This window comes from Shewanella maritima (assembly GCF_043643735.1).
Taxonomy (GTDB): Bacteria; Pseudomonadota; Gammaproteobacteria; order Enterobacterales; family Shewanellaceae; genus Shewanella; species Shewanella maritima_A.
Genome location: NZ_JBHZSM010000015.1, coordinates 13,238 through 30,136 on the forward strand (window position 1 = coordinate 13,238; position 16,899 = coordinate 30,136).

The 16,899-nt window shown below is 43.4% G+C and carries 12 protein-coding genes; 5 read left to right on the plus strand and 7 right to left on the minus strand.

Annotated features, from left to right (window positions below; genetic code table 11):
* Nucleotides 1–154 precede the first annotated feature (154 nt).
* The 4 genes from ACHUGF_RS14850 to ACHUGF_RS14865 form a co-directional block, all read right to left on the minus strand.
* A complete protein-coding gene (locus ACHUGF_RS14850; RefSeq protein WP_394132376.1) occupies nt 155–3,202 on the minus strand; it encodes an Lcl domain-containing protein in 3,048 nt (1,015 codons plus the stop codon).
* 72 nt (nt 3,203–3,274) lie between these two features.
* Nucleotides 3,275–4,669, minus strand: coding sequence for a sensor histidine kinase (locus tag ACHUGF_RS14855; RefSeq protein WP_394132378.1), 1,395 nt, complete (start codon nt 4,667–4,669; stop codon nt 3,275–3,277).
* Nucleotides 4,666–5,346, minus strand: coding sequence for a response regulator transcription factor (locus ACHUGF_RS14860; protein ID WP_394132379.1), 681 nt, complete (start codon nt 5,344–5,346; stop codon nt 4,666–4,668). Before ACHUGF_RS14860 ends, ACHUGF_RS14855 begins: the two co-directional genes overlap by 4 nt.
* Nucleotides 5,347–5,628: 282 nt before the next feature.
* Nucleotides 5,629–6,339, minus strand: coding sequence for a FadR/GntR family transcriptional regulator (locus tag ACHUGF_RS14865; RefSeq protein ID WP_394132458.1), 711 nt, complete (start codon nt 6,337–6,339; stop codon nt 5,629–5,631).
* Nucleotides 6,340–7,022: 683 nt separating this feature from the next.
* Between ACHUGF_RS14865 and ACHUGF_RS14870 the strand changes: the two genes are divergently transcribed.
* From ACHUGF_RS14870 to ACHUGF_RS14885, 4 genes are all read left to right on the plus strand, one after another.
* Nucleotides 7,023–8,684 carry an FAD-binding protein gene (locus ACHUGF_RS14870; RefSeq protein WP_394132380.1) on the plus strand — a complete coding sequence of 554 codons (1,662 nt, stop codon included), beginning with the start codon at nt 7,023–7,025 and terminating at the stop codon, nt 8,682–8,684.
* A gap of 78 nt (nt 8,685–8,762) precedes the next feature.
* Nucleotides 8,763–9,113 (plus strand): cytochrome c3 family protein, encoded by a 351-nt coding sequence (locus tag ACHUGF_RS14875; protein ID WP_282167177.1) that lies wholly within the window; start codon nt 8,763–8,765, stop codon nt 9,111–9,113.
* Nucleotides 9,114–9,165: 52 nt separating this feature from the next.
* Nucleotides 9,166–10,413 carry an OprD family outer membrane porin gene (locus tag ACHUGF_RS14880; protein ID WP_394132381.1) on the plus strand — a complete coding sequence of 416 codons (1,248 nt, stop codon included), beginning with the start codon at nt 9,166–9,168 and terminating at the stop codon, nt 10,411–10,413.
* Nucleotides 10,414–10,641: 228 nt separating this feature from the next.
* Complete coding sequence (locus tag ACHUGF_RS14885) at nt 10,642–11,892, plus strand: 5'-nucleotidase C-terminal domain-containing protein (protein ID WP_394132382.1); 1,251 nt, start codon at nt 10,642–10,644, stop codon at nt 11,890–11,892.
* Nucleotides 11,893–12,013: 121 nt separating this feature from the next.
* On the opposite strand, the gene ACHUGF_RS14890 is transcribed toward ACHUGF_RS14885, so the two are convergent.
* Entirely contained in the window at nt 12,014–12,919 is a 906-nt protein-coding gene (locus ACHUGF_RS14890; RefSeq protein WP_394132384.1) for a LysR family transcriptional regulator, read from the minus strand.
* A gap of 169 nt (nt 12,920–13,088) precedes the next feature.
* Here ACHUGF_RS14890 and ACHUGF_RS14895 point away from each other — a divergent pair, with 169 nt between their 5' ends.
* Nucleotides 13,089–13,643: an NADPH-dependent FMN reductase gene (locus ACHUGF_RS14895; RefSeq protein WP_394132386.1), complete on the plus strand. Its 555-nt coding sequence runs from the start codon at nt 13,089–13,091 to the stop codon at nt 13,641–13,643.
* A gap of 12 nt (nt 13,644–13,655) precedes the next feature.
* Here ACHUGF_RS14895 and ACHUGF_RS14900 read toward each other — a convergent pair whose 3' ends face one another.
* The gene (locus ACHUGF_RS14900; RefSeq protein ID WP_394132388.1) at nt 13,656–15,284 is read right to left on the minus strand and encodes a BamA/TamA family outer membrane protein; all 1,629 of its coding nucleotides are present in this window, start codon (nt 15,282–15,284) and stop codon (nt 13,656–13,658) included.
* Nucleotides 15,285–15,617: 333 nt separating this feature from the next.
* Nucleotides 15,618–16,838 carry a threonine/serine exporter family protein gene (locus ACHUGF_RS14905; protein ID WP_394132389.1) on the minus strand — a complete coding sequence of 407 codons (1,221 nt, stop codon included), beginning with the start codon at nt 16,836–16,838 and terminating at the stop codon, nt 15,618–15,620.
* Between the last annotated feature and the right edge of the window lie 61 nt (nt 16,839–16,899).

The following is a 16,899-nucleotide window of genomic DNA, read 5'->3' on the forward strand; positions in this document are numbered from 1 at the left end:
CGACGACGTTTGCGGTTGATAAAGAATTATTTGTGCCCAACAACACGCCTAATTTATTTTTGTTCTTACGGTTAACTGACCCTTTAAGTAAGAAAACCTTCAGACTTTTAGTGTCTGAAGGTTTGCTGTGCTGATCCACTTCGCTTTATGCAGGTTAATGCAGAGTACCGTTTTTATCTTCCCCTATTAATATCAAACTAGGGTTGTCAGCATAATCAGGGTGTTGTTGCCAATTACTGCTATCGATAATCCATGGTTGTAAACAGGCTCTATCGGTCACACAGGGGTCGGTTAGCGCCTCCATAAATTCAACGACTTTATCGGATTGCTCGATATTGATATCGATTTCTGGTGCTGGCGAATGAGATGTTGATTCATCAAAGCTTTGACGGAACAAGAAGCGTGTATTTTCAAATGCGTATGGGTTCATATTGTAGTAAACCTGCTCACAGCTTTCACCATACTTGTTCATTAAGTCGACGACAGAGGTCAGTTGGCAATAATCGGCATTATTGAGCTCATTAAATTGTGAGTCGGCATTGAGTATTGAGCTAATGCCTAACAGGTCATTCATGGCACCACCTGGATTACCATAAACATCCATGACTTGGGCTAATGTAGATAGAGCGCCGTTATGCATATACGGCCCAGTGACCGCAATGTTCAGTAATGGCGAGGTGCGAAAATGATAAGCATCGCCAATATCACCTGTAATATTTTGGCGTCCAAAGTCGCTGTCGATGACAAACTGATTGTTGTCACCATTACCCGGGCCGACTTGGCCTAGACCGATGGCGTGGAATTTACCGTCAGTAAACGCATCTCCAGTATGGCATTGGCTACAAGCTGCGCCACCTTCGTCACCTGCTGTCATGAACAATACCGCACCGACTTTCTGATTAAAGCTGAGACTATCGATGTTGTTATTGGCTTCACCACGCAGCGCTGCGAGATACTCTCTCCATGGGTTGTTCGCAAAAACCATGGACTCTTCAAAGGCGGCCAGAGCTTCAGCAATACGATCAAATGTCACCGTGTTATTGCCATAGGCGGCTAGAAATAGTGCTTCCCATTCTGCATGACCTTCAAAGCGAGCTGCTAACATTGAGCGATATGCTTGATGACTGTCACCTAGGGGCTCGTCGCCACGCATTTCGTTATGGGTAATAGTGGGGAAGCGAGATTGCGCATTGGCTAATGATGCACCTAACGGGACATTACTATCTGCGCTGCTGAAGTTAGCGGAGTCAGGGGTGATGATGCCTGCATCAGTACCACGGGCATTCGGTGTACCGCTGATGCTTTCGATACGGCCATCCCAAAACAGCCCTCGATCTAACAGACCAAGATTAAACACGGTTGGCGCATTGCGACCTATTACGGGATAACCCGCAAGTTCATCACTGTCACTGCCGTTAAAGTATCTACCAGAACCAAGTAAGTTAGGCGCAAAGTCGTGAAATACATCAACGGCATCGTAACCCACTGGCCATGATAAATTGTCACCACCACCCAGCGCTGGATGATGACAAGAGGCGCAGGCTGTATCGTATTCACCACTTAGTCGTTTTGAGTAAAACAGCGCTTTACCTAACTGGGCTTTAGCATCATTAATATCAGGTAAATTGCGGCCTGTTGTAGGATCACCTGTTAATCCTTGTTCATTAATAAGCACTTGAGCGTGTACGTCTACTGGCGCAATATTACCTTCGATAGCACCTAAACCGTCATCAAAGGTTATCGCTTCGCCATCTTGAATATCAATATCTGCCAGTTGTGAGTCTGACGTACCAGCCCGCACCACTCTGACTAACATATTATCACTACGCCCTTTAAACCAATTTAACCCAGTTTTAAAATTGATAAACCATGAGTCTTGTGAGAACTCGATCATCGGCGATGAGGTCCAGGTGTATTCATTGGTGGTTGAAGGGAAAATGGTGAGGTTAATGGCAGGGGAGACAGCACTAAAATCTACCAGTGAAAATAGCTCTTTATTATTGGGTAAACGCCAATCGCTGTAACCTGCCAGTTGAGTATTTTGGGCGTACTCAAGTGCTACGCCCCAGTCCATCGCTTCTGCTGAGCCACTATCACAGTTAAGCCCATCAAGACCGGCAACACATTGTGCCCACATTAGGCCAGTGGCTAAGTCAGTAACGGTACCGTCATCATGTACTGTGTAACGTTCATCTGGGGTTTGCTGCGCACTATTGGTGGTGGCGATTGGGTCAATCACTCGCACTAAGCGCAATGCTGCTGGCTGGTAACGCTGAATATTCTTGTTATTGCCGAATACAAATTGAAATGCCCATGCATAAAACGCTTGATGTTCGCCGGAATAAGGCACCGAACTCCAATAAAACTCGCTAACCGTATTGGGAAAATATTGCCCATCAATTTTAGAGGCAAGATTGCCATTACTATTGGTAAAGGTTGAACCGAAATGGGCAATTGACATCAAGTGATGATTACTCGGTACCCGCCAGTCACTGTAGCCACAGAGGTTAGCTTCATTGGTGCCAATGATTAAGCTGTTCCAATCATCATAGTAATCCCCTTGACGTTCAGGGTGATCTCTTTCGAGTGCAGTTAATCCTCCCCAACGGTAGGTTTTATTGGCATCGTGAATGCCGCCATCCTGAGTTTTGACCTCCCACATTAAGCCTGTGCGATTGTCTCTAACACATGCCCAAGGTGCGGTTTGATAGTCACCACTGCCGTTATATTCAGTGCCATCTGCATTGATACGGGTAAAATCAAAACCGCTTTGACTCGCACTAGCACTTCGGCCTTGATTGCAATCTTGAGCGAGCGTTGTGTTATCACTTGCTGTGAGTGTCGTACTGCAGTCAAAACCATTTCGGTTGTAGTCTGCACCAAAGGTAATGCCGGTATCGTTAAGGGCTGCCGAGCCGAGATTGAAACTCACCGGTGGTGCTTCATCGCCTTCGCCGCCACCGTCATCACCTTCGCCGCCACCGTCATCATCTTCGCCGCCACCGTCTTCATCTTCGCCGCTACCTGAATCGCCGTCGTCTCCATCACCATCATCGCCGCCATTATCGATGGGGGTTTCGCCAATGTCTGTTTCGTCTTGCTGGCTATCCGTGCTATCGCTGCCGCAACCCAATAACATGAGACTGAGTAACATTGAGCAAAGTATACGCAGCGTGTGGTTTGTTTTTAGTTTAATTATCACTGTGTTTCCCTTATGAGTTGTTCATACAGGGGTAGCATAATTAACCAAAGATGAGCAGAAGATGAGCGAGTGCTATTTACTGTAGTTAAGTGACATGTGTAACTGCTGCTCACAAAGCTTGGCGTGCAACTCAAGCGATAGCGCTTGGGCAGCACTATGGGCAATAGATAGGCCTAAACCGACATGTTGGTTATCCGTTCTTGCTTTGTCTTTTCGCCAGAGGCGATCAAACATGGTTGTTAAGTCATCTTGATTGAGATGAGGTGCATGGTTGCTGACTCGAATGACTGATTGTTGGCTTACACTGTCAATGATGACGTCACTATTGACCGGGGCATAGGCGATGGCATTGCTGATTAAATTTGAAAAAATAACGCGCAGTAAGCGAGGATCACTCACTATGTATTGATCTTGAATGACTAATTGACTGATGGTGATATTTCGCTGCTGTATTTGGTTGGTCTGCAATGATAAACACTCTTCAATGAGCGTGGTTATATTGACTTGTTCCAGTAATGTTTCAGCGCTTGAGTTTTCGATTCGTGCTAACGACAGCAAGCTATCAATGGTTTGCTGTAATTGAGCTGATGACTCAGCAATATACTGAAAATCTTCAGATGAGGATTGCTCTGGCCATTTCAAAGCAACCTCGCTGGTGGTTCGCATTGCGGCCAATGGGGTGCGTAGCTCGTGGGCTAAGTCATTATTAAATTGACGTTCTCTGGCAAAGCTTTGTTCTAGCCTTGCGAGCAGTTGGTTAAGCCTGTCGACTAATGGGCTGATCTCAGAAGGGACATTGGTTGCAATTAATCGGTTATGCAACGAGCCTGCTTCGACTTTTGCAACCTGTTCAGACAAGTTCTGTATTGGCGTTAAAGCTTTACGAATAGCAAACACCAACATGACTGATAATAAGGTGCAAAAAAATAATCCTCCGCCAATCAATTGCAGTGCATAAGAGGACAGCTGTTGATTCATCTCTTCTCGGTTTATGGCCACAGATATGTTTACTGCTGGTTTTCTTGGGCCACCTTGAACGGAAAATGAATACACACGAATAGCATCGCCGTTACTTAGCTGGCTGTTATATTCGACATCATCTGAGCTGTCGGCTGGTTGTTGTAAACTGCTGGGGGCAGGCAGTTGATAGTCACCAAGACTGCTGGACTTACGCAGTGTTTGACCTTGTTTGTCCCAAGATTGTAGATAGTAATTGCTATTTTCATTGTCGAGTTTTGACATGATATTAGCGCTAAAATCTTGATTTAACGCCGCAGGTGGAGTGAACCGGTTAGGCGGTCTTTTAAGCGTGAGTTTTATGATGCGAGCAAATTCATTCAACTCATTAGTGAGGCTGGCATTCAATCGACGCTGCTCAGAAAGGTACAGAGCAGATATCGCTAATATGGCGATGATCACAAAGCAGGGAACTAGCCAAAATAGTAACTTGGCGCGAATGCTGGTCATGGTTTCTCTGCACTGATCATGTAGCCCATTCCTCGACGAGTGTGGATAAGCGGGGCGTTGTTGCTTGATACACTAATCGCTTTTCGCAAGGCGCAGACAGCGGTATCGACTACATTGCTGCTAGGTGAGACTTGTTCGTCATAGATATGTTGTTCTATTTGAGTTCGAGAAATAACCTTATTGGTGTTCAGCATCAAATATTCCAATAAAGCAAATAACTGCGATGGTAATGATATCGATTGTTGTGCTCGCATTACGGTTTTCGCTGAGCGGTCTAATTCCAAATCGTCGACAACAAGTTTTGGCGAGCGGTTTTGGTATTTACGCCTTGCTAGGGCCTCGACACGTGCGATGAGCTCTTCAATGGCAAAGGATTTGACTAAGTAATCATCGGCGCCCAAGCGCAAACCAGCAACACGATCTTCAATGGCGTCTTTAGCGGTAAGGAATAAAACCGGAGATTCATTATTGGCTTCGCGTAACTGCTTTAGCACGTCTCGGCCATCTAAACTTGGCAGCATAATATCGAGAATAATGACATCATAATCGTGCTCAAGTGCCATCCATAAACCTTCTTGGCCATCACCAGTGGCATCAACGGCAAAACCCGATGCTTTAAGCGCTTTGATCACAGGTCGACGTAAGGCTTCTGAGTCCTCGACCAATAATAATTTCATATTATATTCTCTTGTTGATGATAGTAACATTAATTAAGTCAATCACTTAGGTCTTTACCGTTACCACAATGTTCGAGCAGGGGTGATTATAATCAATATACTAAAGGTAACATGAGCAGAAGGTGAACACGGAATAATCTTACTTAAATTACTGTATATCCTTAGCCTATTTAGGTTGTGAGAGCCCTCACTGTTGTTGAAGAAGGGATTTGCTCGGCAACCTTACCATCACTGCAGTGTTAGGTGATGTGTAAGGTTTGTTGAAGTGAGTGCTAACTGAAATTATTTATTTCTGAAATTAGTTTCAACTTGATCAAGTCTAAAGGTGAAATCTAATAAATGTTTATGCATTTCTGCTTTTGCTAATTCTTCATCATTTGCGATGACAGCTTTAACAATAGGATCATGTAAACCAGCAGGGTGCATTTCATCATGGTCTGGTTCGAACTCTTGTGCGGTATTACTGATCACTTTGAGTAAGGATTTCACAATAGCCGCTAAGAAGCGGTTGTTGGACATGTCAGCTAGCAGGTAGTGCACATTTTGGCGTAATTTGACTGTTTCTTCATAACTAAGTATTTGGGTTTCATTAGCACAGGCTTCAAGCAGTTTTTCAGCCATTTCAGGGGTACAATTTTTGGCCGCTAAACCCGCCACCATTGGCTCAATTATTTGTCTGGCATTACACACTTCTGAAAAAGACATTTGATCCATCAGAAAAAGTTCTTGGCACACATTGATTAAACGCTCGAAGGTGATGCTTTTAACAAATGCACCGCCCATAGCGCCTTGTTTGATTTCAACAAGCCCGCTTGCTTCTAATCCTCTGATAGCTTCACGAACAACGGTGCGGCTGACTTGAAAAGATTCTACAAGCTCTCGTTCAGAGGGTAACTTGTCACCAGCGATATATTTTCCTTGAAATATGGCATCTTTAAGCTGGTTACTTATTTCATTTGACGCTTTAAGTTGTTTGACTGGCTTAAAATCCATCACACATTTTTCCTGAAGTTTACTATGGCAATTATCATAGCATGGGCGATAGGCCATCGCCTCAGGATATCGCGTTGGTTTTGGGGTAAATTGGCAAAAAAACTGATCTGCTTGGTGTTTTTAAGTCTATGTTTCTTCTATAAACATGGGAGATCTTTTGGCTTTTTTTCTTCCTGCTTTGTTACGAAAAGGATAATTTCGGATACTTGAGCAGGTTGCTAGGATCGGATTTATTGCTCCATTTTAGTTAAGGTTAATGCGATACAAAAATACGTCCTAACCATTTAAGCCTTTGATAGGTAATAATTAAAACCCTATTTTTAAGCGGTGAAACACTTGTTGTAATGCTCCTTTATCACTGCTCCCACCATCTTGCCTAATACGTACATTAGCCTTTTACAACCCTGTTACTTAATGGATCACAAAATAACTTTTTTTGAGATCGACCGCATAAATGTCACCTTAGATCCTTTTGGTGAAATGTTATATGTCATACATTAGCCCTAAAGGGGTGGGACATAGCAAATTTCGTTTCTATCAAAGTGCGGCTTACTCCTTTTCTGACGCAAACACACTAACCCTACTTTGATAAGTAAGTAGCCTTTGCTGTTTTGACAGAGTTCATTGTTGCTGGTGGCAGCGTGGAGCTTCTCATTTACGGCGAATGCAAATGGAGTTTTAAAATGAGTAAAGACAACGTTATCGATCAGTACACTGCGAATGTGCTTCAAAATGGTATTTCTCGTCGTAGTTTTATGACACGTGCAGTACAAGGTACTGGCGCCGTGGCTTTTGCTGGATTAGGGGGGATGGCAAGTGCAACTGCTGCAGAGTCAGGAGCTGAAGCTGCTCATGCGTCTGTCGGTGGTGCGACATTAGATTTCATGCCGAAACCAAAACCAATCGCTGATAAAGACATTGCTTCGACGCAAACATTTGACGTGGTAGTAGTGGGTGCTGGTGCTGCGGGCGTTCCTGCTGCACTTTCTGCTGCTGAAAACGGTGCCAAAGTTGCTGTATTGCAAAAGCAAGCCATTGTGGTTTCACAAGGTAATACCGGTTCAGGTTTAGACTTAAAAAACTGTGACAAAGCAGGCGTTGAAGCCATGGTGTCACGTTTAATGAGCGACAGTGCTCACCGTTGTCATCCTGAGCTTGTCCGAGAGTGGGCATACAACTCTGGTGAAGCCATTTCTTGGGTGATTGACCGTGCTAAAAAAGGTGGCGCGTCAGTGGTTGACCAAGGTACTGGTCCTCAACATGGTATTCATGGCGTCACCGAGCATAAGCTTAACTTTGTGACGTCATATTTCGGACCTAAGCCTTATACCGCTGGTGACGGTATGCGCGACTTGGCTAAAACAGCAGAAAAAGCGGGTGTGAAATTCTTCTTCAATACGCCAGCGCAACAACTTATTCAAGATGCATCAGGCAAAGTGATTGGTGTTATCGCAAAAAGCCGTGATGGTAAATACCACAAATACATGGCCAAAAAAGGCGTCATTTTATCGTCTGGTGATTACCAAAATAATGAAGCGATGTGTAATTTTTTCATCCCTGATTTGAAGAACTTCGAACGTAAGCAAATGGAACGTACAGGTGACGGTTTCAGCATGGCTTATTGGGCGGGTGGTGTCATTGAACCTGTTGGCCACACTAAGATGTTGCACGATTTTGATGCTGGCCCTGCTTCTATGTGTGATATGCCATTCCTTGCTGTTAATCGCAAAGGTAATCGTTTCGTTAACGAAACCGTTGCGATGTCATTAATGAATAACTATCTCCGTGACGAAGAAAATGCAGGTCATTACAGCCAAATCTTCGACTCAAATTACATGACAGAAGCAGCAGGCTGGCCAGGCAAGCTTTACTCTCCTGAGCAGTTGAAAAAGTACATGCCTGAAGACCCAACACCTAAAACGGGTGTTTATGCTTCGCAAACCAACACCTATGTGGCTAACACAATCGAAGAGTTAGCTGAGAAATTAGAGTGTGATCCTAAGACTTTAGCTGCGAATGTGAAGCGTTATAACGAGCTTTGCGCAAAAGGCATGGATGATGATTTTGGTAAGCCTTCAAGCAAAATGCTGCCAGTTGTAAAAGCGCCTTTTTACGGTATTCATCGTCGTATGCGTATCTCTACTATTTGTTCTGGCATGTTGGTGAATAAAAACCATCAAGCTTTGGATGCCGATGGTAAGCCGATTGGCGGCCTATTTGTTATCGGAAATCTTGGCGGCGGATTCTATGGCGGCGTTGATTACCCACTAACGGTATTCGGTCTATCGCTAGGGCGTTGTTACACCTTCGGTTACTTAGCAGGTAAGCACGTCGCTAACTTATAAGTTGCAAAGAATATCTGATATGGAGGCCTGAGCGTCAGGCGTCCATTCCAAATGACTTGATGGAAATGGAATAAAACAATGAACAAATTTATCTTACAAAATATCTTGCTTGCAATGGCATTGACTGTGTTTGCTAATGGCGCAATCGCTGCTGATAAGTCGTTAGGTAACACCCATAAAGCTGCTGGTGTTGAATGTAGCGATTGTCATGAAACTAAGCCTCCTCAAGCGGTGCCAATGTTTAAGTGTTTAGAGTGTCATGACACTAAAGAATTGGCTGAAACGACTAAAAATGTCATGCCAACAAACCCACATGAAAACCGTCACTTTAGCACTGAGACTGACTGTACTTACTGCCACAATCAGCATAAAGCATCAGAAAACTACTGTGGCGGTTGTCATCTTCGATTTGATTTTGTTGTGCCTTAGCCAATGAGCGAGTCCAGCAATTAACTAATTTTTGATTTACAAGGATGACAAAATGAAAACAAAACTACTCCCTTTCGTGGTGGCGTGCATGACCGCAAGCCCAGCGTTCGCTGCCGATCCCATCTCAAACTTGTTTGATGACGGTAGCTTTAAAGGTCAATTTCAATTATTCGATTTTCAACGTGATTTTGATGGCGAGACGACTGATCGTCGTGATACATCGTTAGGCGGATTATTTTACTTACGTTCAGGCGAGGCAAATGGTGTGAGCTTCGGCGGTTCTTTTGCTTCAGCTAACCCCATTTGGGATGCGAACAGTGAAGGTATTTATGGCCTTGTTGGTGGTGGAGCGCCAGGTAGTATCGCTGAACGTGAATCGGTTAATCGATTACAAGAGTACTTTGTGTCGGGTAATTGGTTTGACACTAAAATTACCGTCGGTGCTCAAGAGCTGCGTACACCTATGATGAATCCGTTCCCATTGCGTGCGATTCCATTCACCTACCGTGGTGCGAGTGTTAAAAATACCTCTATCGATAACTTAGCCATTTCGGCTTTGTATATCACTGACTACATGGGATGGACTGAAGAGTCTTTTGTAAGTGTGTCAGAGGGGGTTCAAGGAGAGTTAGCACGTAGCGGTATTATCGTTGATGTTGATGACAATCCTATGTTGGCATTAGGCGCAAATTACACTTTACCAATCGATGTTATAAAGGCTAAAACGAGTGTTTGGTACTACTCAATGCAAGATGTGTACGACCAATATCACATCAAGTTTGATTTGAGCGGTGATTTAGGGGCGACTAATTGGTACTTCAAACCGTCGTATTTGAAGCAAGATTCAATTGGTAATTTAGATAACACCGCAGCGCAGTTTGACACTTATCAAGCAGGCTTTCACCTCGGTATGAAGTGGAATGGCTTTGATGCAACAGTGAAGTACGTCACTACTGGTGACGGGAATATCATTGCGCCATTTGGTGATGAAAAAGTAATCATTCAACAAGTAGTTCAATCGAGTCGAGCGAATGAAGATGCCTATGGTGCACAGTTATCTTATCGATTTGCCCCTAGCTCTGCCTTGAATGGGGTGAGTGCTTATTTGAATTATGCAAATTATCAAGTTGATGGTGATTCAAGCCAAGATATCGACGAAACCGATTTGTCAGTCCGTTATGACTTAACTGAATACGTGGAAGGCCTAAGTGTTCGAGCTCGTCACGCCATTGTGAATTACGCAACAGGCGACGACCTAACGGATACTCGATTCTACATTTACTACAAATTCGAGGTGTAATTAACGCTTTTTTTCATATTTCATCATTTACCTTTTTTGCCCATCTCTCTTTGGTTGATGGGCTTTTTTTGTCAGTAATTAGCTTGCAGCAAGTGGGGAAAAAAGCAGCAAAGATGAAGTAAAAGTGAAGAAATCAAAGAAAGGCAGAGCGCGCAACATGATAATAATGATGAATTTGCTGAAAATGCTTCACTGCACTTAGGTTATGTTGATGGGATTGATGCCATCATGTTTGGTCACGACCACCGTGATTTCCCTAACTCAACAGGTGAGTATGGCGACATTCCCAATGTTGATGCAGAGAAAGGCTTAATTAATGGCATTCCAGCTGTTATGCCTGGTTACTGGGGCGCGAAGTTAGGTGTGATTGATCTAAGATTGTTCTCGAAAGACCAAGGTGAAACTTGGGAAGTTGATCATAGCTTCTCTACAGCTGAGTTGCGTTCACTTGTCGCGGGTTCTGATGGTGCTGTTGAAGACTTAGTTGTCACTGAGCATGAAGGTACAGTGGAATACATGGCTGAAACCATTGCTGACATCGACGTCAACATCAACAGCTTCTTCCCACAAGTGGTGCCTGATTTATCTATTCAGGTAGTTAACGAAGCGCAACTTCATCAGTTAAACAAATGGAAAGCAGAAGGTGAGTTTGCTGATGCATCAGAAGATGCGATTTTCCTATCAGTGTCTGCGCCATTCAAGTCAGGCCGTAATGGTGGTGCAGACTACACCAATATTCAAGAAGGTGAATTAACTAACGCATCTGTTGCAGATATCTATGTATTTGATAACAACACGCCAGCAGTATTGAAAATGACTGGTGCAGACATGAAGCGTTGGATTGAGTGGGTTAACTCAAATGCATACCGCAGCTTGCCATTATCAGAGGGCGAAACCTTCCTAGTTGAAGAATTCCCTGGTTATAACTTTGATGCGTTCTTCGGTGGCTTTAACGCTGATGGCGAAGGTTTACTTAAGTACACTGTGGACGTTGAACAAGAGTCAAGATTCACTGACATCAATGGTCACCAGTACACTGAAACTGACAATGAGCAGTTAGTTAGTCTGACATACAACGGTGTTGAAATTACTGATGATGCTGAAATCTATGTGATTACCAACAACTACCGTGCGTCTAACTCTAGTATGCCTGGTGTTGATAAAGCTGAGATGGTGAAAGAAGAGTTCGCATTTAACAATCGTGAATTGGTTCAGTTCTACTTAGCAGACCGCTTAGAGATGCAAGAAGGTACTGAGCTTGAATTCCCGAATGCGAAAGTATTCCAACTAGTCGCGCCAACCACAGCTAGCGTTTCATTTGCTTCAGCTAAGCTTGAAGAAGCTATTCGTTGTGCAACAAATGAAATCACTGGTCTTTCTACCGACGGTGAAGATGGCACAAAAGAAGGCACGCCAGGTTTTACTATCTACAACTTTAACTTTGACTACAGTGGTGAGTTCAACTGTACTGCGAAGTAATGGATAGCTAAAGCTTTAGCAATAAAGCACCTTTAGTAACAGGGCCTACTTAGCAATAAGTAGGCTTTGTTTTTTCTGTTGAGCGGCTCAGTGATTGATAGATATGGTTGTTATTGTTACTTCAATTATTGGGCATCATTTGGCTCATGAGATCGATAAATGCCCGTACTTTTGCTGAAAGAAATCTTTTGCTTGGGTAAATGGCAAACACATCTATTTGCACCTGTTGGTAGTCGTTAAATAGTGTGACGAGCTTTCCTTGGATTATTTCATCTTTAATGACAAATTCCGGCAACATACAGATGCCATGATGATCTATGGTCATCGCTAATTCCATTTCAGCACTGGTGCAATTAATGTAGTCCGGTACTTCTACGGTTGTGGTTTTGCCATGTTTATCGGTAAACGACCAACGGTTAGGTTGCTTCAAATTGCTATAACAAATACATCGATGTTGCTTTAGCTCTTCAGGTGAATTCGGGGTGCCATGTTTTGCAAGGTACTGCGGCGATGCAATAACAATTCCCTTAAATTGACTGATTTTCTTACACACTAAGGTTGAGTCATCCAACTGCTTAGTGGCTCTTATCACCAAATCATAACCGCCTTGAACCACATCAACGTGTCGATCGTTTAGCTCAATGTCGAGTTTTACTTTAGGGAATTGATGCAAATACTGGCTAATAATAGGCTGTAAATAGCGGTTTCCGAGTGTCACGGGGCAGCTTATTTTCAGTGTACCGGTGGGTGTTGCTTTTTGATGATGGAGGAGGTCGAGTGTTTGTTGCGCATCAGCTACGATTTGCTGGCAGTGTAAATGAAATACCTTGCCTTCCTCGGTTAAGTTGAGCGTTCTTGTGGTGCGTTGTAATAATCTAATCCCAATACGCTTTTCCAGCTTGGTGACTTCCTTACTGATATAAGATGTTGAGCTGCCGAGCTTTTCAGCCGCCGCCGAAAAATTGCCTAGTTCAACGACTTGAGTAAAAACGTACATGCCATCAAAAAGGTGCTTGGGTTCAGACATGGGGAATCACCACGTTATATTTGAGTTATATGGAAATAATTAATTTTAAAATACATCATTAGGCACTAAATGGAAAATATCATTTTCTATTATGCCTGTTACTCAATGCAAAGGCTTGCCATACACTGAGTGCTATTCGTTATTCACTCAAATTTGTCTGGAGCCACTCATGAAAATTATTGCTTTTGCTGCCACTAGTAGCCGTAAGTCAATCAACAAGGTACTTGCTAACTATACAGCTCAACTTGTTGAAGGAGCAGAGGTTGAACTTTTAGATATCAATGACTACGAAATGCCTTTATTCAGTGAAGATAGAGAGAAAGAGTTGGGGCAACCACAGCTTGCGCAAGACTTCTTCAAAAAATTAGGCAGTGCAGATGCGTTAGTCATTGCGTTTGCAGAACATAATGGCTCTTATACCGCGGCATATAAAAACTTGTTTGATTGGACATCACGTATTGATATGAAAGTGTTCCAGAATAAACCTACCTTGATGCTAGCGACATCACCTGGGGCGGGTGGTGCAAGATCTGTGTTGAGTAGTGCTGTGGCATCTGCGCCGTACTTTGCAGCAGATGTGAAGGCGAGTGTATCAGTGGCCAGCTTTTATGATGTGTATGATTTTGAAAGCAATCAAATCACTCAGCCAGAAGTTAAGCAACAGTTAGTCGATGCGGCCAAATTGCTCGCACCACTTGAATTGAGTGCTGTCGTTAATAGCTAGCATTGTGTTTGGTTAGAAGTGATTTTTTACCTGAAAGCGAAATTCCCAGTCATTCGTGCCTTCACCTTGGGTGAAAGGCACGGCTAAATCAATGTGGGCGACACTACTGTAACTGGATTTTGATGAATAAATTCTTGCGCCAACCCCCACACTACCCAGTGGTGAATCTACTTCGTTATTTTCATCTGGCCCACCATAAGCGTGGCCAACATCAGTAAACACCACCCAACCTAAATCAGCTAATTGATATAGGTTAAAGTTGGGGTAATTGCGTAGTTCTGCAGTGAGCAGCCATTGATTATCACCATGTTGGTAATCATTGGGATACCCCCTAAGGCCAGTATTGTCACCCAAGGCAAAAGTATGATCGATATAATTGTTTTGCGAGGTCGCGGCGACGCCTTTTAAGTAGCCTTTCCACTTTTCAGAAAATTGATAAAAATATTCAGCTTGTGCCGAGACATTATAAAAATCGTCTTGCAGTGTATTGAGAGTCATTTGGCCACTTAGTTTCAGTAAAACTAAGTGTTCATCGTGGCTGTAACCTTTACTGGAATAAAAGTTGAAGTGATAACCGAGGTCACTATCGGGGGAAACGTCTTGTGTTTCCAAGCCAAATTTTAGGCTGTGATACCAACCTAAATTGAAGTCTTCATTTTTACTGATGACGTAAATATTACGTAATACTTCGTAATCATCTTCAATATATTCATAGCCTAGCCAAGGGTATAGAAAATCCCTATCTCGGGGTAACTCGCCATCGGGGTAGATTAACGTGTTGTCGAAGGTATGTTTATCTTGGGTGACACCAACGGTGAATCGATGCAAGTCTGACTCTGTTTTATTCGCCAGCCAACCAAAGCGTACATCTGCGTATTCAATGTCGTGCACAAATTCATTCACGTCATTGCCATTTTGACGGACAGTGTCGACTCGGGTTTCTTGTTTCACATTGAAACTATACATATATGGCGAATTAAGTGAATAAAACGGGTTAGTAAATCTAACCTGAGTTAATTCGCCATCACTGTTATCAAGTAAGTCGATAGATAATTTGGCGTGCTTGATAAAATACACAGGCGTTGAAATCGAAAATTTGTAGCCACTGCGATCGGCATCAGATTGATATTTTAAACGTGTTTTTACCCCTAGCCCCAACAGGTTGTCTTCTTTGACCCCGATTGAATACTTAGTCTCGCCGCCGCTACTGCTAAAATCCAGTATGGGTAGCAAAGACCAGTTATCCCAAGTTTCAACAATGACTTGCTTACCTGTGTCTGCATCTGCATCAGGATCATCAACCTCACTGATACTAATACTGGCATCGCGAATATAAGCCTCTTGGCGCAGTAGTCTTTGCGCTTCTGCTATTTCATTATCAGTAACGTCATCGCCTTCTTCAAATGGCAGATTATTGAGCGTGGTGGTTTCTAAGGTATTGATATGAAGAAGGTTGGCCCACTCATGAATAAAAAAAGTCTCTGGATCTGATAAGTCGAAAATGGGATTACTGATCACCACAATATTACCGACTTTTGATTTTATCGGTTCAATGGTGTCTTTTTCTTGCGCGGCTACAGGGCTCAGTAAGGTCAACATTGACAGCAGGCAACATGTGTATACTGGGACGTAATACTTCATTTCATGTCCTTGAAAGTCGTTGATGACACCTAATTCGTGAGACAACTGATCGCAATGTGGCGAGATCATGTCATAGCTTAAGTTAACTACTTTAATTGCAGTTATGACATCTAAGTCAGATAAATACTTTTAGGAGTGCTAGCAAGTAAATAGCTGTTATGTTTGTGTTAATGACACACTGGATTGCAAGAGGAGTCAAGTTTAATGTATTCACTCTATCGCGCTTATAGCATTTATTGGTGGGTGAGAACGGTGTCAATATTGGCGAGGGAGTCGCTCACTCTCATGGTTTTCATGAAAGCGAGCTTCAATGTTTACTGCTGTTCTATATCATTAAAGTGTACGACGAGGCGGCACAACGACGTTGGCAAAAATTAGCCCTGCAACCAGTGACATAAAGATCAAAAATATCTGTGAACCAATATGAGCTTGATTGAGCATGGTTTCACCAGAAATCAGTGTATTGAGACCAATATAGGTTTTGCTGCCCGGCACTAGTATCACAATGCCTTGCAATAAGGCGATAGAGACAGGGGCTTTCATCCAGCGGGCAAATAAGTTGGAGTAGATCCCGACTGCCAATGCACCCACAAAAATGCCAATAGATTCACCCAAGTATATGCCACCTAGCATGGCTGAGAAAAACGCCACGATACCCGCGAGTACTCCCCATGGTGAGTCTTTCAAACGAGCTTTAAATAAAATGACCAGTGAACATGACAGTACGGGGACAGCAGCCCACATTGCCAAGGTAGGTAAACTTTGTGGCTCAATATAATCCACTTTACCAAATATTGCCGAGCCGATAGTCATACCGAGTATGGCACCAAAATACAGCTTAAATAACTGCATTGCGGCATCCATAATTCTCGCCGTGCCCGATAACAAATCTCGCGAGGCTAATTCTGCTAAGCCTAAGGTTAATGCGAGGCCTGGGATGAAAATGATGATGCCAGATAAAATCGCAACAGGAATATTGATGCTGGGGTCGATAGTCGCAATGCCGCAAGCAGCTATAGCACAAAGTACGGCTGCCAGAGGCTCCAACATTTCGGTGACACGTTTAGAGCGCTCGGCCCAAAAAACCAATCCATATACCATGAACCCAAGCAAGCCTGACCAAAGCACATCATGCCAACCTGTGCCCATCAGCATGGCAAAGGCGCCAGAACCGATACCAAATGCCATAAGAGTGAGCATGTGACCGTAAGGATTAGGCTTATTGGCAATGTCTTCTAATCTGTCGAGCGCTTCTTGCAGTGAACGCTGGCCGGAACTGACTTCTTCAACCAAATCAAATGTACGGGCTAACGAGCCTAAGTCGAGATCACCAGGTTTCACGCGTGCAACATGGTTATACTCTTGCTCGGTATCGTGTTGTAGCACAAAGGTCATCGACGTCGGTGAGATTAAGAAATAACCTTCAATACCGAGGGTTTTGGATACGGTTTGCAGGTGTGACTCTAATCGGTACGCAGGGGTACCAAACTTATGTAAAGCTTTTCCTAATCGTATGATAAATTTACGTTTTAGTAAAAAATCTTGATGGTCCACTTGGCGTTGTCACTCTATCAAAAACTTGCTCGGTTAAGGTTGCGCGAATTTTAACTGAATA

Bases quoted from the DNA above. Each gene is read 5' to 3' on its own strand.
- ACHUGF_RS14880 (WP_394132381.1), top strand. From the start codon at position 9,166: ATGAAAACAAAACTACTCCCTTTCGTGGTGGCGTGCATGACCGCAAGC.
- ACHUGF_RS14900 (WP_394132388.1), bottom strand. From the start codon at position 15,284: ATGAAGTATTACGTCCCAGTATACACATGTTGCCTGCTGTCAATGTTG.
- ACHUGF_RS14860 (WP_394132379.1), bottom strand. From the start codon at position 5,346: ATGAAATTATTATTGGTCGAGGACTCAGAAGCCTTACGTCGACCTGTG.
- ACHUGF_RS14855 (WP_394132378.1), bottom strand. From the start codon at position 4,669: ATGACCAGCATTCGCGCCAAGTTACTATTTTGGCTAGTTCCCTGCTTT.
- ACHUGF_RS14865 (WP_394132458.1), bottom strand. From the start codon at position 6,339: ATGGATTTTAAGCCAGTCAAACAACTTAAAGCGTCAAATGAAATAAGT.
- ACHUGF_RS14895 (WP_394132386.1), top strand. From the start codon at position 13,089: ATGAAAATTATTGCTTTTGCTGCCACTAGTAGCCGTAAGTCAATCAAC.
- ACHUGF_RS14870 (WP_394132380.1), top strand. From the start codon at position 7,023: ATGAGTAAAGACAACGTTATCGATCAGTACACTGCGAATGTGCTTCAA.
- ACHUGF_RS14890 (WP_394132384.1), bottom strand. From the start codon at position 12,919: ATGTCTGAACCCAAGCACCTTTTTGATGGCATGTACGTTTTTACTCAA.
- ACHUGF_RS14875 (WP_282167177.1), top strand. From the start codon at position 8,763: ATGAACAAATTTATCTTACAAAATATCTTGCTTGCAATGGCATTGACT.
- ACHUGF_RS14885 (WP_394132382.1), top strand. From the start codon at position 10,642: ATGTTTGGTCACGACCACCGTGATTTCCCTAACTCAACAGGTGAGTAT.